The 23,150-nt window shown below is 73.0% G+C and carries 21 protein-coding genes; 10 read left to right on the top strand and 11 right to left on the bottom strand.

Annotation, left to right across the window (positions count from 1 at the left end; all coding sequences use genetic code 11):
* Nucleotides 1-30: 30 nt before the first annotated feature.
* Together B9O00_RS16360 and B9O00_RS16355 are read right to left on the bottom strand one after the other, a co-directional pair.
* Entirely contained in the window at nt 31-867 is an 837-nt protein-coding gene (locus B9O00_RS16360; RefSeq protein ID WP_085123767.1) for a phytanoyl-CoA dioxygenase family protein, read from the bottom strand.
* Nucleotides 868-1,079: 212 nt separating this feature from the next.
* A complete protein-coding gene (locus tag B9O00_RS16355; protein ID WP_085123766.1) occupies nt 1,080-2,312 on the bottom strand; it encodes an alpha-hydroxy acid oxidase in 1,233 nt (410 codons plus the stop codon).
* Nucleotides 2,313-2,834: 522 nt separating this feature from the next.
* On the opposite strand from B9O00_RS16355, the gene B9O00_RS16350 reads away from it, so the two are divergent.
* The 5 genes from B9O00_RS16350 (at nt 2,835) to B9O00_RS16330 (ending at nt 8,495) form a co-directional block, all read left to right on the top strand.
* The gene (locus B9O00_RS16350) at nt 2,835-3,821 is read left to right on the top strand and encodes a GntR family transcriptional regulator (protein ID WP_159460236.1); all 987 of its coding nucleotides are present in this window, start codon (nt 2,835-2,837) and stop codon (nt 3,819-3,821) included.
* Between the two features lie 388 nt (nt 3,822-4,209).
* Complete coding sequence (locus B9O00_RS16345) at nt 4,210-5,562, top strand: ABC transporter substrate-binding protein (RefSeq protein WP_085123764.1); 1,353 nt, start codon at nt 4,210-4,212, stop codon at nt 5,560-5,562.
* Nucleotides 5,563-5,647: 85 nt separating this feature from the next.
* Nucleotides 5,648-6,529, top strand: coding sequence for a carbohydrate ABC transporter permease (locus B9O00_RS16340; protein ID WP_085123763.1), 882 nt, complete (start codon nt 5,648-5,650; stop codon nt 6,527-6,529).
* The gene (locus B9O00_RS16335; protein WP_085123762.1) at nt 6,526-7,380 is read left to right on the top strand and encodes a carbohydrate ABC transporter permease; all 855 of its coding nucleotides are present in this window, start codon (nt 6,526-6,528) and stop codon (nt 7,378-7,380) included. Before B9O00_RS16340 ends, B9O00_RS16335 begins: the two co-directional genes overlap by 4 nt.
* Nucleotides 7,381-7,409: 29 nt before the next feature.
* The gene (locus B9O00_RS16330; protein ID WP_085123761.1) at nt 7,410-8,495 is read left to right on the top strand and encodes an ABC transporter ATP-binding protein; all 1,086 of its coding nucleotides are present in this window, start codon (nt 7,410-7,412) and stop codon (nt 8,493-8,495) included.
* A gap of 119 nt (nt 8,496-8,614) precedes the next feature.
* Here the strand turns inward: B9O00_RS16330 and B9O00_RS16325 are convergent, their stop codons facing one another.
* Genes B9O00_RS16325 through B9O00_RS16300 form a run of 6 tightly spaced genes read right to left on the bottom strand, consistent with a single transcriptional unit; the run spans nt 8,615 to nt 14,112 of the window.
* Nucleotides 8,615-9,406 carry an SDR family NAD(P)-dependent oxidoreductase gene (locus B9O00_RS16325; RefSeq protein ID WP_085123760.1) on the bottom strand — a complete coding sequence of 264 codons (792 nt, stop codon included), beginning with the start codon at nt 9,404-9,406 and terminating at the stop codon, nt 8,615-8,617.
* On the bottom strand, nt 9,381-10,550 hold the full coding sequence (locus B9O00_RS16320; protein ID WP_085123759.1) for an NAD(P)/FAD-dependent oxidoreductase: 1,170 nt from the start codon (nt 10,548-10,550) through the stop codon (nt 9,381-9,383). Before B9O00_RS16320 ends, B9O00_RS16325 begins: the two co-directional genes overlap by 26 nt.
* Nucleotides 10,547-11,980, bottom strand: coding sequence for an FAD-dependent oxidoreductase (locus B9O00_RS16315; protein WP_085123758.1), 1,434 nt, complete (start codon nt 11,978-11,980; stop codon nt 10,547-10,549). Before B9O00_RS16315 ends, B9O00_RS16320 begins: the two co-directional genes overlap by 4 nt.
* Nucleotides 11,977-12,249 carry a (2Fe-2S)-binding protein gene (locus B9O00_RS16310; RefSeq protein WP_085123757.1) on the bottom strand — a complete coding sequence of 91 codons (273 nt, stop codon included), beginning with the start codon at nt 12,247-12,249 and terminating at the stop codon, nt 11,977-11,979. The genes B9O00_RS16315 and B9O00_RS16310 overlap by 4 nt, the downstream gene beginning before the upstream one ends.
* A gap of 7 nt (nt 12,250-12,256) precedes the next feature.
* The gene (locus tag B9O00_RS16305; RefSeq protein WP_085123756.1) at nt 12,257-13,165 is read right to left on the bottom strand and encodes a dihydrodipicolinate synthase family protein; all 909 of its coding nucleotides are present in this window, start codon (nt 13,163-13,165) and stop codon (nt 12,257-12,259) included.
* Between the two features lie 29 nt (nt 13,166-13,194).
* Nucleotides 13,195-14,112: an SMP-30/gluconolactonase/LRE family protein gene (locus B9O00_RS16300; RefSeq protein WP_085123755.1), complete on the bottom strand. Its 918-nt coding sequence runs from the start codon at nt 14,110-14,112 to the stop codon at nt 13,195-13,197.
* Between the two features lie 141 nt (nt 14,113-14,253).
* Between B9O00_RS16300 and B9O00_RS16295 the strand changes: the two genes are divergently transcribed.
* Both B9O00_RS16295 and B9O00_RS16290 read left to right on the top strand, forming a co-directional pair.
* Nucleotides 14,254-15,630 (top strand): aspartate aminotransferase family protein, encoded by a 1,377-nt coding sequence (locus B9O00_RS16295; RefSeq protein WP_085123754.1) that lies wholly within the window; start codon nt 14,254-14,256, stop codon nt 15,628-15,630.
* Nucleotides 15,627-16,535, top strand: coding sequence for a beta-keto acid cleavage family enzyme (locus tag B9O00_RS16290; RefSeq protein ID WP_085123753.1), 909 nt, complete (start codon nt 15,627-15,629; stop codon nt 16,533-16,535). Before B9O00_RS16295 ends, B9O00_RS16290 begins: the two co-directional genes overlap by 4 nt.
* Nucleotides 16,536-16,560: 25 nt before the next feature.
* Here the strand turns inward: B9O00_RS16290 and B9O00_RS16285 are convergent, their stop codons facing one another.
* Both B9O00_RS16285 and B9O00_RS16280 read right to left on the bottom strand, forming a co-directional pair.
* Nucleotides 16,561-17,355 carry an IclR family transcriptional regulator gene (locus B9O00_RS16285; RefSeq protein ID WP_085123752.1) on the bottom strand — a complete coding sequence of 265 codons (795 nt, stop codon included), beginning with the start codon at nt 17,353-17,355 and terminating at the stop codon, nt 16,561-16,563.
* A 121-nt stretch (nt 17,356-17,476) separates the two neighbouring features.
* Complete coding sequence (locus tag B9O00_RS16280) at nt 17,477-19,105, bottom strand: acyl-CoA synthetase (protein ID WP_085123751.1); 1,629 nt, start codon at nt 19,103-19,105, stop codon at nt 17,477-17,479.
* Between the two features lie 219 nt (nt 19,106-19,324).
* Between B9O00_RS16280 and B9O00_RS16275 the strand changes: the two genes are divergently transcribed.
* Nucleotides 19,325-20,257 (top strand): sugar kinase, encoded by a 933-nt coding sequence (locus B9O00_RS16275; RefSeq protein WP_085123750.1) that lies wholly within the window; start codon nt 19,325-19,327, stop codon nt 20,255-20,257.
* 12 nt (nt 20,258-20,269) lie between these two features.
* On the opposite strand, the gene B9O00_RS32520 is transcribed toward B9O00_RS16275, so the two are convergent.
* Nucleotides 20,270-20,938, bottom strand: coding sequence for a GntR family transcriptional regulator (locus B9O00_RS32520; protein WP_159460235.1), 669 nt, complete (start codon nt 20,936-20,938; stop codon nt 20,270-20,272).
* Between the two features lie 244 nt (nt 20,939-21,182).
* Between B9O00_RS32520 and B9O00_RS16260 the strand changes: the two genes are divergently transcribed.
* Nucleotides 21,183-22,148, top strand: coding sequence for a D-2-hydroxyacid dehydrogenase family protein (locus tag B9O00_RS16260; RefSeq protein WP_085123748.1), 966 nt, complete (start codon nt 21,183-21,185; stop codon nt 22,146-22,148).
* Between the two features lie 38 nt (nt 22,149-22,186).
* A complete protein-coding gene (locus tag B9O00_RS16255) occupies nt 22,187-23,098 on the top strand; it encodes an LOG family protein (protein WP_085123747.1) in 912 nt (303 codons plus the stop codon).
* Nucleotides 23,099-23,150: the final 52 nt, after the last annotated feature.

The following is a 23,150-nucleotide window of genomic DNA, read 5'->3' as shown; positions in this document are numbered from 1 at the left end:
CGACCCGGGGGTCCGGCGCGTGCGCTCCGCTCAGCTGCGGAACGTGGAGCGGCCGGTGTCGCGATAGAGCACCTGCACCTGGCGCTCGGAGACCGCGGCGTGCAGCGCCTGGGCCTCCGGCGAGAAATCGGCGTCGGGCCTCGGCTCGTGCTCGAAGTAGCCGTAGTCGTCTTTGCCGCGCACCAGGGTCGCGCTGTCCTTCTCGCCGACCACCTGGCGCACGTGCGTGGGGATGTAGCGGATCGCGTAGCCGATGCGCCGGTCGTTCGACTGGTTGGGCGGCGAGGCGTGGAACAGCCGGACGTGATGCAGCGAGGCCTGGCCGGGCTCGAGCGGCATCATCGCCGCGTCCTTCTCGTCGACCTCGACGGCGATCTCCTGGCCGCGGGTCAGGAGGTTGTGCTCGTTGAAGGTGTCGCGGTGCGCGACCTGGTCGAGCAGGTGGCTGCCCGGCACGACCTTCATGCAGCCGCTGAGCTCGTTGCTCGGGCTGAGGGCGACCCAGACGGTCATCACCGTCGGCTCGGAGAGCCCCCAGTAGGTCGAGTCCTGGTGCCAGGAGACGTAGCCCGGATCGCCTGCCTCCTTGATGAAGAAGGAGCTGCTCCAGCAGAAGAGGTTCGGTCCCAGCACGTCCTCGACGACGTCGAGGATCCGGGGGTCGCGGATCAGGTCGTTCAGCCAGGTGAAGAGCAGATGGGTCTTCTGGCGGTAGGCGCCCTGCAGGGGCTTGCCCTGCTCGGCCTCGAACGCCTCGAGCCGGCCGCGGTAGGCCGCGGCGTCCGCGCTGCCGATCGTCTCGACGGGAAAGAGGAAGCCGTCGCGCCGGTAGCGCTCGATGGCTTCGGGGGATAGCACCTTGGGCATGGAGGAACTCCTCAGGCGGGCCAGCTGGAACTTCTGAAGGCGAGGCTCGCGGCCCCGGACGCCGGAGCGGTCCGGGGCCGAAGCCCGACGGCGGTGCCGGCGGGAGCGGTCGGCGCGCATTCCGAGGAGCGAGGGCTCCCCGTCTCGCGGGACCGCTTCGTCGGCGGTGGTCGCGCGCCCGACGGAGCGCGCTTACGGAGAGGGCGAGGCGCTCAGGCCGGTACCTTTCCCAGATCGAGGTCTCTCGAGCATTGATCCTCTCCCACGGTCATGTCCTCGCGCCGCTCGCCCGCCCGGGGCCGGTAGAGCTGCGCCGGCCCGATGTCCTCGACGCGGGTCACCCCGCAGAATGCCATCGTGTGGTCGAGCTCCTTGCGGATCAGTTCGAGGCAGCGGGTCACGCCGGCCTCGCCGAAGGCGCCCAGCCCGTACTGGTAGGCGCGGCCGATGTGCACGGCCCGGGCGCCGAGCGCCAGGGCGCGGAACGCGTCCTGGCCGGAGCGGATGCCGCTGTCCAGGTGGACCTCCGTGCGGTGGCCGACCGCCTCGACGATCTCCGGCAGGACGGCGATCGTCGAGGGCGCGCTGTCGAGCTGCCGGCCGCCGTGGTTGGAGACGATGACGGCGTCGGCGCCGCGCTCGACGGCCCGGCGCGCGTCCTCCGCGTCCATGATGCCCTTGACCACCAGCTTGCCGGGCCAGCGCTCCTTGATCCAGGCGATGTCGTCCCAGCAGAGGGTCGGGTCGAACTGCGCGGCGACCCAGTGGGACAGCGAGGTCAGGTCGCCGACGTTCGCGACGTGGCCGATGATGTTCCCGAAGCTGCGCCGCCGCGTCGCCAGCATGCCCAGGCACCAGCGCGGCTTGGTCATCAGGTCGAGCAGGTTCGGCAGCGTCAGGCGCGGCGGCACGGTGATGCCGTTCTTCAGGTCCTTGTGGCGCTGCCCCTGGATCTGCAGGTCCAGCGTCAGGACCAGCGCCGAGCAGCCGGCCGCCCGGGCCCGCCCGATCAGGCGCTCCATGAAGTCGCGGTCGCGCAGCATGTAGAGCTGGAACCAGAAGGGCCGGCTGGTCGCCGCGGCGACGTCCTCGATCGAGCAGATGCTGACCGTCGAGAGCGTGAAGGGCACGCCGAAGCGTTCGGCGGCCCGCGCCGAGAGGATCTCGCCGTCGGCATGCTGCATGCCGCAGAGGCCGGTCGGCGCCAGGGCGACCGGCATCGTCACGGCCTCGCCGAGCATCCGGCTCTCGGTCGACCGTTGCGAGATGTCGACGGCGACGCGCTGGCGGAACTGGATGCCGGCCAGATCCGCCTCGTTCCGGCGGTAGGTCGCGCCCGTCCAGGAGCCGGTGTCGACGTAGTCGTAGAACATCCGCGGAACGTGCCGTCGCGCGATCTCCCGCAGATCCTCCACGCTCGTGACGATGCGCCCTGGCCCCGGCATGTCCACCCCGTCCACTGCCGTCTTATTTTGTATTCTTGATACAGAGTACATATTTTCCTGTCAACAGAGCGAGCCGCGGGTGAAACTGGCGAGAGGCGGCGGCTGTCGGCCGCCTCCGGGCGCGTCTCTCGGAGCGGGCAGGTTCTCGGCGGAAGGGCTGGCGAATCGAGGGACCGGAAGAGATATCGCGGGAAGTCAGAGCCTTGCCTGCCGTCAACCTGTGATTGACAAAGGCCGAGCCGGAAAGGATTCTGTGTACGAAGTCCCGATTGATCGGGCCGGGATCGAGCGGAGGCCCCCGCGTCGTCGGGTGCAGGCCGGCGAGAGGCCGGCACGGCCGGACGAGCGCCTGTCCACGCCCTGTCCTGCCGGCTCGCCCTGCGGGCGGCGGCGGCGGAGCCCGCTCGCGCGACAGGAGAGATCGTCTCAGAGCGGTGTAGACTTTCCCGATCCGGCGACTCGGGACCGGTGAGGCTGCAGAGGATGGAAAAGAGTGCTGCGAGCAGGGTCGAGTCGGCGGTGATGCCGGAAGCGACGGAGTCGGAAGGCGGCGCCGGCCCGCTGAGCGATCGCGTCTACCTGGTGATCAAGACGATGATCGAGGCCGGGCACATCCGGTCCGGCGAGAAGCTGCTGGAGGCGCAGGTCGTCAAGGCCTTCGGCGTCAGCCGCTCGCCGGCGCGCAATGCGCTCAGGCGGCTGCAGCGCGACGGCCTGATCGAGACCGAGACCGGCCGCGGCTTCCGCGTCGCCGGGGATGCCGACCCGCGGTGCGACGGCAAGCCGGCCGTCCTCGACAGCGTCCGCATCGCGGTCCCGCGCCATTGGGAGCGCATGTATGCGGCCGTCGAGAAGGAGATCAACATCCAGGTGCTGTTCGGCTCGGTACAGATCGTCGAGACGGAGCTGGCCAACCACTTCGGCGTGAGCCGGACCGTCACCCGCGACGTGCTGGCCCGGATGCACAGCGTCGGGCTCATCACCAAGGGCGCGTCCGGACGGTGGATCGCCGAGCACATTTCGCCGGAGCGCATCCGCGAGCTCTTCGAGGTCCGCTCGATCCTCGAGCCGCAGGCCCTGCTGCGTGCGGCGCCCTTCATCTCGAAGCAGGAGCTGGCTGCGGCGCAGCACAACATCGACGCCGCCCGCAGCCGCCCGACCATCGAGAGCGCGGACTTCGACCGGACCGAGTCCGACATGCACATCCACCTGCTGGCGCACTGCCCCAACAGGGAGATCCTGCTGGCGCTCAACCGCACCCACATGCTCTTCGCGCCGACCAGGCACCTGGGCGACCCCTTCCTCGGCGTTCCCATGGAGCTGATCCGGGCCGCGCTCGACGAGCACTCCGCGGTGATCCAGAACGTCCTCTCCGGCCGGCTGACGGACGCCTGCGCGCATCTGGTCGACCACATCGAGAAGGCGCATGGGCGCTGGCTGCGCCGCCTCGACATCTGTGCGCACATCGCGCAGATCGAGAGCCCACCCTATCTGTCGAAGCTGGACTGACGGTGACGGCTGCCGCCGGCTGACGGGGCCAGTCGCCAGGCCTCCGTCCTCTCGGCCCTGGCGACACGCACCGCCGCGCCCAGGGGCAGGCCGGCCGGCCCGACGCCGCTCGCCCGTCGCGGTCGCCCGTCGCGGTCGCCCGTCGCCGTCGCCCGTCGCCGTCGCCCGTCGCCGTCGCGCTCCTCCCGTTCATTCCGCCCATCCCGCCCACCCGGGCTCCCGGAAGCGCGGGGAGGGGCGCCGCGTCGTGCAAAAGATGTTTCTCTGTAAATCAATGTTTGCTATATAAATCACCGTTGGTCCCCGGCGGCGGGCAGCTGACGGATCGGGACAGCTGCCCGCCTGCCGTGGGGGACGGACGTCAGGCAAGCCTGGGGAGGCATCTGGAATGACGAACGACAGTCGATTTGGGCAGCAGGCCGCGGGTCGGACGCAGAGCCGCCGCGGCGTCCTGAAGATGATGGGCGGCACGGCCCTCGGGCTCGGCAGCCTGGCGCTGCGGCCGCGCGGCGCGCGGGCGGCGACCAGGAACCTGCGCTTCTGGACCAGCCAGACCGCGCCGGCGCAGATGGCCGCCTGGACCGAGATCTTCAACGCCTTCCAGGCGGAGCACCCGGACGTCTCGGTCTCGGTCGAGAAGTACTCGGACGACACGCTCTGGCAGTCGCTCAGCGCGGCCTACGCCGCCGACGACACGCCGGACCTGGTGTCCTACGTCCAGGCCTACACCGTCGCCACGCTGCAGTCCGACGGCCTGGTCGTGCCGATGGACGACGTCATCAAGGCGGTCGGCGAGGACGACTTCTTCCCGGCGGCGCGCGACATCTACAAGCAGAACGGCAGCTACTTCGCCGCCACGCTCAACAACCAGACCAGCTCGAACCTCTGGTACCGCACCGACCTCTTCGAGGCCGCCGGCCTGGAGCCGCCGCGCTACTGGGACGAGCTGCTGGCCGCGGCGAAGAAGCTGACCAAGGGCGACATCTACGGCAACACCCTGCCCTACGGCCGCACCTCGATGGCCGACACCATGATGGTGATGTTCGTCCGGCAGTCGGGCGGCCACATCGTCCACCCGGACCTCTCCGTCGCCTTCGATTCGCCGGAGACCGTGGCGGCGCTGGAGTTCCTCAAGGAGATCTACCAGTACGCGCCGCCGGGCGCGGCCAGCTACAGCTGGGGCGAGACGGTCAACGCCTTCATCACCGGGCGGACCGCCTGCGCGCCCTACACCGGCCGGCCGATCTACCTGATCCACGACAAGAATCCGGCCCTGGAGGGCAAGTTCCACCGGGTTCCCTACCCGCACCGCCGGGATGGCGTCGCGGCCTACGACTCGCCCTTCAACTCGCTGTTCATCCCGAGCAAGTCGCACAACGTCGAGCTGGCCAAGCAGCTGGCGATCTGGCTGTTCCGCAAGGACAACCAGATCAAGGTCCTGCACACCGCGCCGGGCCACAACCTGCCGGTCCTGAAGTCGGTCGCGACCTCCAAGGCGTTCTTCGACAACCCGCTGATCCAGGCGCACAAGGGCGACGTCGAGGGCATGATCGAGACGACCTCCCAGTCGACCAACCTGGTGCAGGAGGGCCCGGGCTTCCCCTACAACCTGAAGGCCGGCTCGATCATCAACAGCCACGTGCTGTCCGAGACGCTGCAGAGCGTCGTGGTCGACGGCGTCAGCCCCAAGCAGGCGGCCAGCCAGGGGGCAGACAAGATCGCCAAGGTCATGAAAGACTAGGCGCGAGACCGGCTCTTCCGACGCTGCCGGTGCCGGCAGTTCCATCGAGAAGCCCGGACCTCCGGCCCCGCCAGCGACGAAGCCCATGCGCCTGAAGACGTCGGACAGCCTCATCGGGGTGGCGTTCATCACGCCGGCCGCCACCCTGTTCCTTCTGCTGGTCGCCTATCCGCTGTTCCAGAGCATCCTGATCAGCTTCAGCGCGATCAACACGATGACGCTCAAGGGCCACTACGTCGGCCTGGCCAACTACCTCGACATCCTCCAGGACCAGGAGTTCTGGCGGACCCTGGTCAACACCCTGATCTGGACCGCCGGCTCCCTGGTCCTGCAGGTGCTGCTCGGCGTCGGCTTCGCCCTGCTGCTGCACCGCGCCTTCCCGGGGCGCGCGCTCGCCCGCTCGCTGGTGCTGTTTCCCTACCTGCTGTCGACGGCGGTCGCCGTGCTGGTCTGGCGCTGGCTGTTCAACGACCTCTACGGCATCCTGAACTACGGCCTGGTGCACATCGGCCTGATCGAGCGGCCGATCGCCTGGCTCAGCCGCATGCCCGAGGCGATGATCAGCGTCATCCTGGTCGGCGCCTGGAAGTTCTTCCCCTTCGTGGTGATCGCGCTGCTGGCGCGCCTGCAGACCATTCCGCTGCAGCTCTACGAGGCGGCGCGGATCGACGGCGCCTCGGCCGTCGCGCGCTTCTGGGACATCACCCTGCCGCAGCTCAGCGGCGTGCTCGCGGTCGTGGTGCTGCTGCGCTCGATCTGGGACTTCAAGGAGTTCGACCTGGTCTATCTGATGACCGGCGGCGGCCCCGGCATCGGCACCCAGACGCTGCCGATCCTGGTCTACCGCGAGGCCTTCCCGCAGCTGCACCTCGGCAAGGGCGCGGCGATCGCCGTGGTCATGCTGCTGGTCATGCTGGTCTTCATGCTGCTCTACCTGCGCCAGAGCGCCCGCGGGGACGAGCGATGAGCGGCCGGCGCGCGCTCCGGCTCCGGCGGCGCCTGCTGCGCGTCGCTGCCGACCTCACCACCTGGGCCCTGGTCCTGGCGGTCGCCTTCCCGCTGTTCTGGATGCTCGGGACCTCGCTGAAGCCCTCGGCCGAGACCTTCGCGCTGCCGCCGACCCTGATCCCGGCGCACGTCACCTTCGAGCACTTCCGCACGCTGCTCTTCGAGACGCCCTTCCCGACCTACTTCCTCAACAGCGTGATCGTCGCGACCGGCACGACCCTGCTGGTCATCGTCGTCTCGCTGCTCGGCGCCTACAGCGTCGTGCGCTTCCGCTACCGCGGCCGGCGCCTCGCCGCGCAGATGGTGCTCTTCACCTACCTGCTGCCGGCCGTCGTGCTGCTGCTGCCGCTCTACCTGATCCTGGCCTCGCTGGGGCTGGTCAACAGCCTGCTCGGGCTGATCCTCGCCTACACCACCTTCGCGATGCCCTTCTCGCTGTGGCTGCTGCGCTCCTTCATCCTGGCGATGCCGATCGACCTCGAGGAGGCGGCCATGGTCGACGGCGCCTCGCGCGTCGAGGCCTTCCTCGACGTCGTCGTGCCCCAGGCGCTGCCGGGCATCATCTCGGCCGCGCTCTTCTCCTTCATCCTGTCGTGGAACGAATACCTCTACGCGCTGGTGTTCAACCGGCAGGACCACACCAAGACCCTGCCGCCCGGCGTCATCACCATGCTGCAGCAGAACACCAACACCGAGTGGTCGCTGCTGATGGCCGCCTCGGTGATGATGGCCGTGCCGGTGATCGTCGCCTTCGTCTTCCTGCAACGCCACCTCACCAGCGGCTTCGGCGCCGGCGCGGTGAAGGGCTGAGCGCGCCTCAGCGAGGAACAGCCTCCGTCATGGTTTCGGTCCGCTACCAGCACCTGCACAAGGCCTTCGGCGACGGCTCGGTCGCCCTGCAAGACTTCTCCCTGGAGGTCGCCGACGGCGAGTTCCTGACCTTCCTCGGGCCCAGCGGCTGCGGCAAGACCACGACCCTGCGCATGACCGCCGGGCTGGAGACGCCGACCTCGGGCGAGATCTTCTTCGGCGAGCGGCCGGTGGTCGACCTGCCGCCGGGCCGGCGCAACATCGCCATGGTGTTCCAGAGCTACGCGCTCTACCCGCACATGACGGTCCAGCAGAACCTGGAGTACCCGCTGCGGAAGCAGGGCGTGGCGCGCGACGAGCGGGCGCGGCGGGCGACGGCACTGGCGGCGACGCTGCAGCTCGACGCCCTGCTGCACCGCCGGCCCAAGCACCTCTCGGGCGGCCAGCAGCAGCGCGTCGCGCTCGGCCGGGCGCTGATCCGCGAGCCCGAGGTCTTCCTGCTCGACGAGCCGCTCAGCAACCTCGATGCCGAGCTGCGCACCCAGATGCGCGCCGAGCTGATCCAGCTGCACCGCCGGATCGGCCGGACCATGATCTACGTGACCCACGACCAGGTCGAGGCCATGACCATGTCGACGCGCATCGCCGTGATGAGCAAGGGCGAGCTGCAGCAGGTCGGCACGCCGCTGGAGATCTACCGCGAGCCGCGCAACCGCTTCGTCGCCGCCTTCGTCGGCTCGCCGGCGATGAACTTCGTCGAGGGCGGCATCGAGCTGCGCGACGGGCGGGCGGTGTTCCGCGCCGCCGGCCTGGAGGTCGCGCTGCCGGACGCGCGCTCGGCCCGCCTCGCCGGTCTCGCGCGCGCCTCCGGCGTGCTCGCCGGCATCCGCCCGGAGCACCTGTCGCTGGAGCCCGGCTCCGGCGAGGGCCGCGTGCTGGTCGTCGAGGCGATGGGCCACGAGGACATCGTCACCGCCGAGACGCCGGCCGGCCGGATCGTCGTGCGCAGCGCCGGCACGGCCACGGCGGCCGCCGGCGACCTGGTGCCGCTGCGTGTCGACCCGGAGAAGCTCCACCTCTTCGACGCGGCGAGCGGCGAGCGCCTGGCCTGCTGAGGCATCTTCCGCTCGCGCGGAGCCGGCCCGCTCGCCCACCCGGCCACCCATTCCACGATACTGCCGTGGGTGGCCGGGTGGGGGAGCGGGCCGGCGATGCCACCAGGTGGGCAAGGGCGTCAGAAGCGCCCGGCGTCGACCTTGATGCGCTCGCCGGTGATCGCGGCCGCGGCGTCGCTGGCCAGGAACAGGGCGGCCTCGGCGACCTCCTCGGGGGCGACCCAGCGGCGCAGGGCGGCGACGTCGGTGTAGTTCTCGCGGATGATCGCCTCGGCGGGCCGGCCCTCGGCCTCGGCGCGCCGGGCGATCACCCGCTCCATCAGCACGCCGCTGACCGCGCCCGGGCAGAGCGCGTTGACCCGGATGCCCGAGGGGCCGAGCTCGCGGGCGACCGCCTCGGTCATGCCGATCAGGGCGAACTTGGTCGCCGAGTAGGCGCTGCGCATCGGATAGCCCTGCAGGCCCATGCGCGACGACATGTTGACGATGCAGCCCGAGCGCCGCGGCAGCATCATCCGCGCCGCCGCCCGCATGCACAGCATGGCGCCGCGCAGGTTGATCGCGATGCACTCGTCCCAGGCGTCGAGGTCCATCTCGGCGACCGGCTTGACCGGGCCGCTGACGCCGGCGTTGTTGACCAGGACGTCGAGCTGCCCGGCCTGCTCGGCGAGCGCCGCGAACAGCCGCTCGACCTCCTCCTCGCGCGATACGTCCGCGGCGAGCGCCGTGGCGCCGGCCGATTCCGCGACGGGCCGCAGGCGCTCCAGGCTGCGCCCGGTCAGGAAGACCGTCGCCCCGGCCGCCGCGAAGCGCCGCACGATCGCCTCGCCGATGCCGCTGCCGCCGCCGGTGACCAGGGCCACCTGCCCGGCCAGCGGCCCGTCCTCACCCGATCGGCCGTTCGTCGCCATCGACCCGCTCCTCCTCTTCCCTTCTCGATCTCGTCTCCGGCGCCGCGAAGCGCCCCGGGTCGAACAGCGGCAGCTCGGGCTCGCGACCGAGGATCAGGTCGCCGAGCAGCCGGCCGATGTAGGGCCCGATGGTGTAGCCGCCGCGCACGCAGGCCAGGACGTAGGCCTCCTCCAGCCCCGGCAGGGCGCCGGCGAGCGGATAGAAGTCCGGCACGTGCGCCTCGTAGCCGGTCCAGCTGCGCAGCAGGCGCGCCCGGGCCAGGTCCGGCAGGGCGTACTGGGCGAGCCGCAGGTTGGTCAGCAGGGACTCGGCGACGACCGCGCCCGGCCCACGGTCGGGATCGCCGCGCCCCTGCCAGCCGCCGCCGATCAGCACGCTGCCGTTGTCCGACTGCTTCAGGGTCAGCAGCCCGGTGGCGTGGCCGACGATGCAGTCGACGAGGCGCGGCATGCGGGTCGTGACCGAGACGGTGTTGACGCGGGCGTGCACTGGCAGCGGGCAGCCCAGGCCGGCGGCCAGCCGGCCGCTCCAGGCCCCGGCCGCCAGCACCAGCCGCCGCGCCGACAGCGAGGCCCCCGGGGCCTCGAGGCGGTAGCCGCGCGCCTCGCGCACGACCCGCTCGACCCGGCGGCCCTCGCGCAGCTCGACGCCGGCCTCGCGCAGCGCGGCGCGGTAGTAGCTGCCGGTCAGGCTGGAGTTGGCGTAGCCGTCGACCGGGCACCAGCTGGCCAGCAGCACCCGGTCGCTCAGCCGCGGCGCCAGGGCCCGGACCCGCCCGGGCGCGATCAGCTCGATCGGCGCGCCGGCCTCCCGCCGCTCGGTCATGCGCTCGGTCAGCACGGCGGCCTCCTGCTCCGTGAAGGCCAGGGTCAGGCCGCCGGTCTGGTGGAAGCCGACCCGCTCGCCGGCCGCCCGCCAGAGCGCGTGGCCGCGCAGGGCGTAGGGCATCAGCCTGGCCCGCTTGATCTGCAGCGACAGCGTGCCGGCGTTGACGCCGGAGGCGCCCATGCCGAGCGCGCCGGCCTCGAGCAGGACCACGCGCAGGCCGCCGAGGCCGAGCCGGATCGCCGTCGCCGCGCCCATGATGCCGCCGCCGATGACGGCGGCGTCCCAGGTGCGTCCCTCGCTGCCCGCTCCGCTCATCGCGGCGACAGCTCGCGGATCGGCACGTCGGCGTAGTCGAAGCTGCCGGTCAGCGCCGCCAGCGGCACCGGCCGCAGCGGCGGCCGGGCGCTCGGCGCGCCGATCTCCGCGGCGCTGCGCCCGGCGGCGGCGAGCAGGGCATGGGCCGTGGCGTTGCAGAGCCGGCCGCCGCAGGGGCCCATGCCGCAGCGGGTCGCGGCCTTCAGGGCGGCGAGGCTGCCGGCACCGGCGGCGATCGCGGCTCCGAGCTCGCCGCGCGTCAGCTCCTCGCAGCGGCAGGCGACTGCGTCCGCCCCGAGCCCCTCGACGAGGCCGGGGCGCGGCGTGCAGAGCCGGGCCATGGCGGTGCCGAAGCGCGCCGCACGGCGGAGCCGCCGGCGCAGCGGCGCCGCCCGTTGCGCGAAGGCCGCCTCGGACAGCCGCCCGAGGTCCCGGGCGGCGGCCAGGGCGGCGAGGCGCCCGGCCAGCGGCGCCGCGCCCGCGCCGAGCAGGCGAGCGCCGTCGCCGGCCGCATAGAGCAGCGGCAGCGAGGTCCGCCCCGCCTCGTCCAGGACCGGCAGCCAGCCGCCGGCCTCCGGCCGGTAGGCGTGCGCGGCGCCGAGCAGGCGGGTCAGCTCGCTGGCCGGCAGCAGCCCGTGGCCGAGGCAGAGCGCGTCGGCCTCGATCCGCAGCGCCGGGCGCTGCCGGCTCGGCCGCCAGTCGGCCTCGACCGGCCCGATCTCGACGGCCTCGACCGCCTCGCGGCCGCTCACGGCGCGCACGCCCCATCGGGTGTAGAGCGGCACGCCGGCACGGCGCAGCCGCGCCAGCCAGCCGAGGCCGCGCAGCGCCAGGTCGGGGCGGGCGGCCAGGCCCGGCAGCGCGGCCAGCCAGTCGGCGGGGCCGTTGAGGTCGACCAGCGCCGCGACCGCGCCGCCGAGCTCCAGGATGCCGACCGCGACCAGCGGCAGCAGCGGGCCGCAGCCGGCGACGACGACCCGGCGGCCGGGCAGCACCTTCTGGCTCTTCAGCAGGATCGTCGCGGCGGCCAGGCCGGTCACGCCCGGCAGCGTCCAGCCGGCACAGGGAAAGACCCGCTCGCTGGTGCCCGCCGCCGCCAGCAGCGCGCGGGCGGTCACCCGGCGGTTGCCCTCGGGGCCGACGGCCTGGAGCTCGAAGCCCGCAGCCTCGGCGGCGGGGCCGGCGAACCAGACGCGGTGCCCGAAGGCGCGCTCGACGGCGCTGCCCGCGAGGCCGGCGCGCAGCGCGGCGCCGGCCGCGGCGTCGGGCCCGCCCGTCGCCGCGGCGAAGGCCGGCGGGCGGTACACCTGGCCGCCGGCGTCGCTGCCCTCGTCGAAGAGGAGGCAGCGCAGCCCGAGGCCGGCGGCCTCGATCGCGGCCGCGGCGCCGGCCGGGCCGCCGCCGACCACGGCGAGGTCGTACTCGCTCACGCCGGGCGCTCCGGGCGCTCGACCACCAGGCCCTCGCGGACCGCGACGCGGCAGCTCTCGACGGCGACGCCGTCGACGAGCAGCAGGCAGTCCTGGCAGACGCCCATGGCGCAGAAGGGGCCGCGCGGGGCGCCGCTGCGCGGCGCGCGTGCCAGGGCGCGGAAGCCGGCGGCCCAGAGCGCCGCCGCGACGCTCTGGCCGGCGATCGCCTCCAGGCTCACGCCGTCGAAGGTGAAGCGGAGCCGTCGGCCCGGCCCGGGCACCGTCATCGCCGCCTCAGGCCGCCGCCGCGAGCGGCGCCGAGAGGCGGAGCAGCGCCGCGCGCAGCCGGGCGAGGTCCTCGCCGGCCAGCGGTATCACCGGCTCGCGGGGCACGCCGGCCGGCTGGCCGAGCAGGCCGAGGCCGGCCTTCAGCGCCGCCGGCCAGGTGCCGACGGCCGACAGGGCCTCGAAGGCGGCGGTCAGGCGGTACTGGGCGTCGCGGTGCCGCGCGTCCCAGGGCTCGGCCGCCAGCGCGCAGAGCTGCCCGGCGAGCGGGCCGAGCAGCTCCGGTCCGGTCGCGATGAAGCCGCGCGCACCCAGGGCGAGGCCCGGCAGGATGAACTGGGTCGGGCCGATCATCACCGCGATGCGGTCCGCGAGCCGCTGCAGCAGATGGGTCACGTGGACGAAGTCGCGCGAGGATTCCTTGAGGCCGACGATCGGCGCCGCCTCGCAGATCGCCTCGATGTCGTCGACGCTCAGCGAGATGCCGCTGCGCCGCGGCGAGTTGTAGAGCACGATCGGGATGTCGACCGCGTCGGCCAGGCCGGCGAAGCGGGCCAGCAGCTCGGCGCGGGAGGCCTTCAGCACGTAGGGCTGCGGCATCAGCAGCACGGCGTCGGCGCCGCAGTCGCGCGCCGCGGCCGCGTAGTCGACGACCCGCCTGTTGCTGGTCGCGCTGACCCCGACGACGAGCGGCACCCGGCCGGCGATCCGCTCCCGGGCCAGGCTGGCGAGGCGCCGGCGCTCCTCGGCGTCGAGCGCCCAGGATTCGCCGTTGTCGCCGGCGACGCAGATGCCGTCGGCGCCGTTGCCGATCAGCCACTCGACGATGTCCGAGAAGGCCTCGTAGCGGATTGCGCCCGACTCGTCGAAGGGGGTGACGACCGCCGGCACGAAGCCCCGAAGCGTCAAGCTCGACATGGTTCCGTCCTCGCCAATGGCTGTGCTGTCTAGGGGGCCGCGGCGGCGCCCGGGCCGACGCGCTCGAGGTCGCAGACCAGCAGCGCGCCGGCCTGGGCCTCGACGATATGGAGGGTGCGCCCGTTGGCGCCGCCGAAGCGCACGGCCGTCGTCCAGCGGCCGGAGGGCGTGCGGATCCTGAGCAGCGGCTCGCCGAAGCGGTCGAAGACCCAGACCTGCCCGGCCTGGGCATGGGCGACGGCCAGCTCGCCCTGCCGGCTGACCGCCAGGCCGTCGGGCCCGAGGCCGCCGGAGAGCTGCAGGTAGAGGCCGCACATCGGCGTGCCGCGCTCCGGCGCGTTGCGCAGCAGGCGCCAGACCGCGTTGGCGCGGGTCGCGGCCAGGAAGACGTGGGCGCCGTCGTCGCTGAAGGCGACGCCGTTGGGATAGGGCACGTTGGCGAGGACGCAGTCGAGCGCCCCGTCCCGGCGCAGGCGGAACAGGCGGCCGGTCGGGTCGGTCAGGCTGCTGCGCCCGGGATCGGTGAACCAGACGTCGCCCTCGGCATCGATCGCGAGGTCGCTGACGCCGCGGAAGGCCTCGGTGTTGAAGCGCGTGCAGAGCGGCCGCGCGCTGCCGCTGCCGAGGTCGACGCGCAGCAGGCCCTGGCGGTAGTCGGCGACGATCAGCGAGCCGTCCTCGGCGAAGGCCAGGCCGTGCGGCTCGCCCTCGTAGGCGAAGGCGACCGCCCAGTCGGACAGGCCGGCGACGCGGAAGATCCGGCCGTAGGGCACGTCGGCGAGATAGAGCGCGCCGTCCGGGCCGAAGACCGGCCCTTCGAGGAAGGAATGCAGCGTCGCGCCCGGGCGCGTCATGCGCACCCAGTCGTTGGCCGGCCCGCGATGGTGGAGGTCGTCCGGCAGCCGGGTCGCGACCGCCGCAGCCACCTCTGGCAGACCGTGGATCACGCCCCGCTCCCCGATTCGACGCTTCGATGGCTGCAGCTTAGCGCAGCCGGAGCCGCGGCGCTGCAACCGCGTGCTTTACATATAATCCATGATTTTGTATGTCAACTTTCCCTGCCGCCACGACACAGCATCCGAGGCCCCATGAGCACGAGCGATGTCCTGCACCGACAGCTGGATCGGCGCCTGCCCACGGTCGTCTCGGGCAGCGGCCCCTACCTGGTCGACGACGAGGGGCGGCGCTACCTCGACGCCTCGGGCGGCGCGGCGGTCTCCTGCCTCGGCCACGACCACCCGCGGGTCGTCGAGGCGATCGCCCGCCAGGCCTCGCGGGTCGCCTTCGCCCACACCTCGATGCTGACCAACGCCCCGATGGAGGAGCTGGCGCACCGGCTGATCGACGCGGCGCCGCCGGGCATCGCGCGGGTCGCCTTCCTGTCCGGCGGCTCGGAGGCGGTCGAGGCGGCGCTGAAGCTGGCGCGCCAGTACTTCATGGAGATCGGGCAGCCCGAGCGGCGCTACGTCATCGCCCGCCACCAGAGCTACCACGGCAACACCCTGGGCGCCCTCAGCGTCAGCGGCCACGCGGCGCGGCGCGCGTTCTACGCTCCCTTCCTGGCCCAGAACGTGGCGCACATCCCGCCCTGCTACGCCTACCGCCACCAGGCGCCGGACGAGACGCCCGAGGCCTACGGCCTGCGCGCGGCCGACGCGCTGGAGGCGAAGATCCTCGAGCTCGGCGCCGGGACCGTCGCCGCCTTCATCGCCGAGCCGATCGTCGGCGCGACCCTGGGCGCGGTGCCGGCGGTGCCCGGCTACTTCCGGCGCGTCCGCGAGATCTGCGACCGCCACGGCGTGCTGTTCATCGCCGACGAGGTGATGTGCGGCATGGGCCGCTCCGGCACGCTCTTCGCCATGGAGCAGGAAGGCGCGGTGCCGGACCTGATCACCGTGGCCAAGGGTCTCGCCGCCGGCTACCAGCCGCTCGGAGCCCTGCTGGTCGGACAGAGGATCGTCGAGGCGATCGCGGCGGGCAGCGGCGCACTCGCCCACGGCCATACCTACATGGGCCACGCCATCGCCTGCGCCGCCGGCGTCGCGGTCTTCGACGCGATCCGCGAGGAGGGCCTGCTGCACAACGTGCGCCGGCTCGGCGGCCTGCTCGAGGACGGCCTGCGCGCGCGCTTCGGCCAGCACCCCCACGTCGGCGACATCCGCGGGCGCGGCCTGCTCTGGGCGCTGGAACTGGTCGAGAGCCGGGACGACAAGCGGCCCTTCCCGCGCGCCGCGCGGCTGCACGCCGCCTTCAAGGAGACCGCGATGCGCCACGGCCTGATCTGCTATCCGAGCGGCGGCACGGCGGACGGCCTCGAGGGCGACCACGTGCTGCTGGCGCCGCCCTACAACGCCGAGCCGGCGCACATCGAGGAGATCGTCGAGCTCGTCGGGAAGGCACTGTCGACGGTGCTCTCGGCGCAGCTCGGAAGCGACGAACCGACGACGGAGGCGAGCGGAGCATGACCGGCGATACGGAGACGCGGCGCACGATCGTCAGCTGCGCGGTAACGGGCAACATCACGACGCGCGAGCAGCACCCCCGCCTGCCGGTGACGCCGGCCGAGATCGCCCAGGCGGCGCTCGAGGCCGCCGAAGCCGGCGCGGCGATCGCCCACATCCACGTCCGCCATCCCGAGACCGGCCGGCCGAGCATGGAGATCGCGCACTACCGCGAGGTCTACGAGCGCATCCGGGCGAAGAACGCCGAGCTGATCGTCAACCTCTCGACCGGCGAGGGCGGCCGCTTCGTGCCGGGCGAGGCGGAGCCGCGGATCGCCGCCGAGGGCACGACCCTGACCACGCCGCAGGCCCGCGTCGCCCACGTCGTGGCGCTGCGCCCCGACATCTGCTCGCTCGACTTCAACACGATGTTCTCGGGCCGCTCGGTGGTGATCAACACGCCGCGCAACCTCTCGATCATGGCCGGGCTGATCCGCGGCGCCGGGGTCAAGCCCGAGCTCGAGGTCTTCGACAGCGGCGACATCCATCTCGCCAACGACTTCCTGGCCGAGGGCAAGCTCGACCGGCCGCCCTTCTTCCAGCTCGTGACCGGCGTCAAGTACGGCGCGGCGGCGACGCCGGAGACCCTGCTCTACCTGCGCAGCCTGCTGCCGGCCGACGCTGCCTGGAGCGCCTTCGGCATCGGCCGCTTCGAGTTCCCGATGCTGGCCCAGAGCTTCCTTCTGGGCGGGCAGGTGCGGGTCGGCCTGGAGGACAACGTCTACCTGGAGCGCGGCGTGCTGGCGCGCGACAACGCCCAGCTGGTCGAGAAGGCGGTCGGCATCGTCCGCCTGCTCGGCGGCGAGGTCGCGACGGCCGCCGAGGCGCGCGCCCGGCTCGGCCTCGGGCCCGGCCGGGAGCCCGGCTGAGCGTCCGCCCCCGGCCCGGCCCGCTCTAGATGTGGCCGAGGCGGCGCGAGATCAGCGCCGCCGAGCGCACCACCTCGTTCCGGTAGCGCTGCTCGATCTGCGCCGGGTCGTAGGCGACCTCCGGTCCCGAGACGTCGATGCAGGCGACGACTTCGCCGGCGGCGTCGAGCAGGGGCGCCGCGATCGAGATCCCGCCCAGCTCGACGGCGCCGCGGCTGATCACGTAGCCGTCGGCGGCGGCGCGCACCGTCGCGGCGCGCAGCGCCTGCAGCGTCGTCGGCGTCTGCGCCGTCAGGGCCTGCAGCTCGACGCCGGCATAGAGCGAGGCCAGCTCCTCCTCGGAGAGCTGCGAGAGCAGCAGCTGGCCCATCGGCGTGGCGTGGGCCGGCAGGCGCGCGCCGGCGGAGATGTTGCTGACGAAGCCCGAGGGGCCGGGCACGTGCAGCAGGTAGACGATCTCGTCGCCGGAGCGGATCGCCAGGTGCGCCGACAGCCCGGTCCGGTCGGCGAGCACCTCGAGCTCGCCGCGCGCGACCTGGGCGATGTCCTGGCGCGAGAGGTACTGGTAGCCGAGCCGCAGCACGCCGGCGCCGAGCTGGTAGGCGTGGCCCGAGCTGTCGGGCTCGATCATGCCCTTGTACTGCAGGGTGTAGACCAGCCGGAACACCGAGGAGCGGGCGATGCCGAGGCTCTGCGCCAGCTCCGCGTTGGTCAGCGGCCGCTGCGCGCGGACCAGGGCCTCGAGCAGGTCGATGCCCTTCTCCAGGCCCGGGACGATGTAGCGGTCGTGGTTCTTGTTGAGCTTGCGCGGCGGGGTCATCGGCTATCGACGGTCGTAGGAGCGGCTGGCGCGCCGACACTACACAGGGAAAATCGATTTTGCATGTAAAATGGACCCGGCGAGCGTCGTCGCCGCCCACCGGCGCCTCGCCCCCGGCCGCTCAGTCGGCGGTCGTCCCGGCTGGCAGCTCGCCGCGCGCCGCCAGGGCCTGGCGGATGTCCTTCTTGGTGATCTTGCCGTAGGCCGACTTCGGCAGGCTGTCCCAGAAGATCACGCGCTTCGGCAGCTTGTAGCGGGCGACCCGGCCCTGCAGCCAGGCCAGCAGCTCCGGCTCGGAGAGGCTCGCCTCCGGCCGCAGCACGCAGACGGCGACGCCGACCTCGCCCCAGGCCCGGTCCGGCACGCCCAGCACAGCGACCTCGACGACCGCCTCGTGGGCCAGGATCTTCTCCTCGATCTCGCGCGGATAGATGTTGGAGCCGCCGGAGATGTACATGTCGGAGGCGCGGCCGGTGATGTAGAGGAAGCCCTCCGCGTCCAGGTGGCCGACGTCGCCGGTGACGAACCAGCCGTTGCGGAAGGCCTTGGCGTTCGCCTCCGGGTTGTCGTAGTAGCCGGCGAAGACGGCCGGGCCGCAGACGCAGATCTCCCCGGTCTCGCCCGGCGGCAGCTCGCGGCCCTCCGGGTCCTGGATGGTCACCTGCATGCCGGTGCGCTCGAAGCCGCAGGTCCCGACCTTGACGCCGGGGCCGTCCTCCGGCTCGTGCAGGGCCGGCGGCAGCACGGTGATGTTGCCGGTCACCTCGCCCAGCCCGAAGTACTGGACCAGCACCTTGCCGAGCTTGGCCAGGGCGTGCTTCTGGTCCTCCCGGTACATCGGCGCGCCGGCGTAGATCACGTAGCGCAGCGAGGAGTGGTCGTAGGCGTCGACCGCGGGGTGCTCGGTCAGCAGCTTCACGATCGTCGGCACGGTGAACAGGTTGGTGATGCGCCAGGTCTCGACCAGGCGCCAGGCCTCCTCGACGTCGAAGCGCTCCTGGACCAGCAGCACGGTCTTGGCGCCGCGCGCGGTCTGCACCAGCTGGTGGATGCCGGCGCCGTGCGACAGCGGCGCCACGACCAGCGAGGCGTCCGCCTCGGTCGTCCCCGGCATCAGGTCGCAGAGGTGGCTGGTCACGACGAAGGCCATCTGACCGTGGGTCAGCACGGCGGCCTTCGGCTTGCCCGTGGTGCCGGAGGTGAAGAAGAACCAGCAGGGATCGTCGTGCTCGACGTCGGCCACCGGCACCGACTCGCCGAGATGGGCCTGCACCAGGGCGCCGTAGTCCTCGCCGAAGCCGGCGGCGCCGATCGCGATCGTCAGACCGAGGCCGGGGGCCTCGGCGCGCGCCGCCGCGGCATGCTCCGGGAAGTCGGCCTGGCAGATCATCGCCCGGGCGCCGCTGGCCCGCGCGAGGTAGGCGACCTCGCCGGGGGTCTGGCGGAAGTTCGCCGGCGTCCAGACCGCGCCGATCCGGAAGCAGGCGAACATCGACTCGAACATCTGGTTGCAGTTCTTCGACTGCACCAGCACGCGGTCGCCCTTGGTCACGCCGCGGGCGGCGAGGGCCGCGGCCATCGCGTCGACCCGGCGGTCCAGCTCGGCCCAGGTCCAGCGCCGCTCGCCCCAGGCCAGGCCGATGCGCCCGCCGTGCCGCCGCGCCGCCTGGCGCAGGAAGTGCGAGAGGTTCATCACGCGCCGGCTGACCGGGGTCACGCCTCCGGCGGGCTGGCTCTGGCTGCGGGTCATGTCCGGCGCTCCAGGATCGGTAGTCGCCGGCAGCGCCGCCTCTGTCGGCGGGGCCTTGCGCGGCTTCGGGTCGCGAGGCGGGATTGATCCCATTTCGCGGGGCCGGACGGCAAGCGCCCGCAGGTCATGGCTGGCCCCGGCGGGCCGGCGGCCCCGGCAGGCGGCCCGGGGGACGCGCCCGGCCATGGACAAGTCGGCGCGCTCGGGGCAAAGGAAGGCATGACTTTCGATCTGCTGTGCATCGGCGAGCCGCTGGGCGAGCTCAACGCGACGCGGGGCGGCCTGCAGCTCGGCCAGGGCGGCGACGTCTCCAACGTGGCGATCGCCGCGGCCCGCCAGGGCCTGAGCTGTGCCATGCTGACCGCGCTCGGCGCCGACAGCGTCGGCGACTCCTTCCGCGCGCTCTGGGCCGGGGAGGGGGTCGACGACTCGCTGGTCGCGACCGACCCGGAGGCCTCGACCGGGCTCTACCTGATCGACCACGGCGAGGACGGCCACCGCTTCTCCTACTGGCGCCGCGGCTCGGCGGCGAGCCGGCTGGGCCCGGCGGCCGCCGAAGCGCCCGCGGCCGCGGCGGCGCTGGCCGGCAGCGCCATCGTCCATGCCTCGGCGATCAGCCAGGCGATCTCGACCGACGCCTGCGACCTGGTCTTCGCCGCCCTGGAGCGGGCGCGCGCGGCCGGCGCGCTGGTCTCCTACGACACCAACCTCCGGCTCAAGCTCTGGCCGCTGCCGCGCGCCCGCGCCATCGTCCAGGCGACCGCCGCCCTGGCCGACGTGCTGCTGCCCGGCCTCGACGACGCGCAGCTGCTGACCGGCCTCGCCGAGCCCGACGCCATCGTCGACCGCTACCTGGAGCTCGGTGCCGGCACGGTGGCGCTGACCCTCGGCAAGGCCGGCGCCCTGGTCGCGACGGCCGAGCGGCGCGCCCGCGTGCCGGCCCCGGTCGTCGAGGCGGTCGACGCGACCGGCGCCGGCGACTGCTTCGACGGTGCCTTCCTGGCCGAGTACCGGCGGACCGGGGATGCCTTCGCGGCGGGGCGCTACGCGACCGTCGCGGCCGCGCTCTCGACCCGCGGCTACGGCGCCGTGCCGCCGATTCCGCGGCGCGACGAGGTCGAGCGCCACCTGGCGGCGGCCGGTGGCGTCTGACGGCGGCCGCCGTCAGGCGACGCTCTCGTCCCCCGGCGGCTGCAGGATGCCGACGTACTGGACCGCGGTCGAATCGATGTGGACCGCCAGCAGGGCGCAGGCCTCCTCGACCCGGCCGCCGGCCAGCAGCTCGGTCATGCGCCGATGCTCGCCGATCGAGCGCGCATTGAAGGCCGGATCGTCGGTCAGGCGCACGCGCAGCGCCTGCACCCGGAAGGCGAAGCTCTGGTAGCAGCTGACGAAGAAGCTGTTGCCGCAGTGGTCGAAGAGGCTCTGGTGGAAGGCGGCGTCGAGCGCGCGGTAGCGCGCGAGGTCGTCGGCGGCGAGCGCCAGCTCCATCTCGCCGCAGATCGCCGCCAGGGCGGCGACCAGCGCCGGGCCCTGGCGCCCGGCGGCGAGCCGCAGCGCCGCGCGCTCGAGCGTGTCGCGCAGCTCGCAGAGAGCGGCGATCTCCTGCGCCGTCATGTCGAAGACGAAGCTGCCGCGCTGCGGCAGGATCGAGACCAGCCCCTCCATCTTGAGCTGCAGCAGCGCCTCGCGGATCGGCGTCTTGCTGACGCCCATCTCGCCGGCCAGGGCGTTCTCCGACAGCGGTGCGCCGAGCGGGAAGTCGCCGCGCACGATGCGGGCGCGGATCTCGTCCGCCGCCTGCTCGGTCAGGGATTTCGTCCGCTTCAGCATCGCACGCCCTCGACCCCTCCCGGCCGCCTTCTCGTATGTAAGATGCAAGATGCTCCGCGGCGGCCTCAGGTCAATCGGCCTCCGCGCGAAAATTCGGCAGGGCGACACCCGCTGCCGTCGAGACCCACCGATCCCGACGGCGTCGGCCGCGCGGCCGTGACCAGGGGGCCGCGCGACGCCGGTTGCCCGGCCCGGGGCTTTTCCGCTTAGCTGCCTGCTTCCACGACAGCCCGGACGGACGGCCATGCGCATCGCGATCCTCGACGACTACCAGGGCGTGGCCCTGACACTGGCGCCCTGGGACAGCCTGGGCGCCGAGGAGATCGCGGTGTTCCGCGACAGCCTCGCCGACCGCGCCGCCCTGATCGAGCGGCTGCAGCGCTTCCAGGTCGTCTGCCTGATGCGCGAGCGCACGCCCTTCCCGAAGGAGCTGATCGACGCGCTGCCGAACCTGCAGCTGATCGTCACCACCGGCCCGCGCAACGCCGCGATCGACGTCGCGGCGGCGGCGGCGCGCGGCATCCCGGTCTGCGGCACCGAATCGCGGGCGACGCCGACCGTCGAGCTGGCGCTGCTGCTGATGATCGCGCTGTCGCGGCGCCTGCTGCCCGAGGCGCTGTCGCTGCGCGACGGCGGCTGGCAGGCCGGCCTGGGCCGAGACCTTGCCGGCCTGACCCTGGGCCTGGTCGGTCTCGGCCGGATCGGCGGCCAGGTCGCCCGGCTGGCCCAGGGCCTCGGCATGGCCGTGACCGCCTGGTCGCAGAACCTGACCGAGGCGCGCTGCGCCGAGCTCGGGGTGGCGCGCGCTCCCGACCTGCCGGCCCTGCTGGCCGGCGCCGACCTGGTCTCGATCCATCTCGTGCTGTCGGAGCGCAGCCGCGGCCTGATCGGCGCCGCCGAGCTGGCCGCGATGAAGCCGGACGCCGGGCTGATCAACACCTCGCGCGGCCCGATCGTCGACTGGCCGGCGCTGCTGGCGGCGCTCGAGGCCGGGCGGCCGGGCGCCGCCGCGCTCGACGTCTACGAGGAGGAGCCCCTGCCGGCCGACCATCCGCTGCACGCGACCCGGCTGATCGACGAGGGCCGGCTGCTGCTGACCCCGCACCTCGGCTACGCGACGCGCCAGACCTTCGAGCTGTTCTACCGCCAGACCGTCGAGGCGATCGCCGCCTGGCGCGCCGCCGCGCCGATCCGGGTGATCGCGTCCTGAGCGGGCGGGCAGGGGATCTCATCACGGAGGGGGGGCGCATGGCGCCGGAGCGGAGAAGACGACCCTATCCGACGGCCCGGCAGGGCCTGCGCGAGGCCGAGCGCTGCGAGCCGACGCCGCAGACGCTCTCGCCGAGCTATCGCCTGGCCTTCGCCGACCAGGAGTTCCTGCTGCAGGAGGACATGCGGCCGGTGCGCCTGCAGCTCGAGCTGCAGAAGACCGAGACGCTGCTGCGCCAGCACGGCGTGCTCTCGACCGTGGTGGTCTTCGGCAGCGCGCGGATCCCCGATCCCGAGACGGCGCAGCGCCGGCTGGCGATCTGGGAGGCGCTGGCCCGCGAGCATCCCGACAGCCCGAGGCACCGCGAGCAGGTCGAGATCCAGCGCCGGCTCGCCGGGAAGGCGTGCTGGTACGAGGTCGCGCGCCGCTTCGGCAGCCTGGTCTCGAGCCTCGACGAGACCACCGAGGGCGAGCGCTACGTCATCATGACCGGCGGCGGCGGCGGCATCATGGAGGCCGCCAACCGGGGGGCGTCGGATGCCGGCGCCGAGAGCATCGGGCTCAACATCGTGCTGCCGCAGGAGCAGCAGCCGAACGGCTGGATCACCCCGGCGCTCTGCTTCCAGTTCCACTACTTCGCCCTGCGCAAGATGCACTTCCTGATCCGCGCGCGGGCGCTGGCGATCTTTCCGGGCGGCTTCGGCACCCTGGACGAGCTGTTCGACGCGCTCACCCTGGCGCAGTGCGGCAAGATCGACCCCCTGCCGATCCTGCTGTTCGGCGCCGGCTACTGGAAGCGGGTGCTCGACCTCGACTTCCTGGTCGAGGAGGGCACGATCGCCGCGGCCGACCGGGACCTCGTCCGCTACGTCGAGACCGCCGAGGAGGGGGTCGAGGCGATCCGCGCCTTCTATCGCGAGCCGCCAGCCGAGCCGGCGGCGGGGTCCTGACCGCCCGGCGGTAATCCATCCGGCGGCAAACCGGCCGGCCGGGGCGCCCGGG

This window comes from Tistlia consotensis USBA 355, from assembly GCF_900177295.1.
Classification (GTDB): Bacteria; Pseudomonadota; Alphaproteobacteria; order Kiloniellales; family DSM-21159; genus Tistlia; species Tistlia consotensis.
Note: the sequence above shows the minus strand (reverse complement) of the source record. Positions and strands in the feature narration are given on the sequence as shown.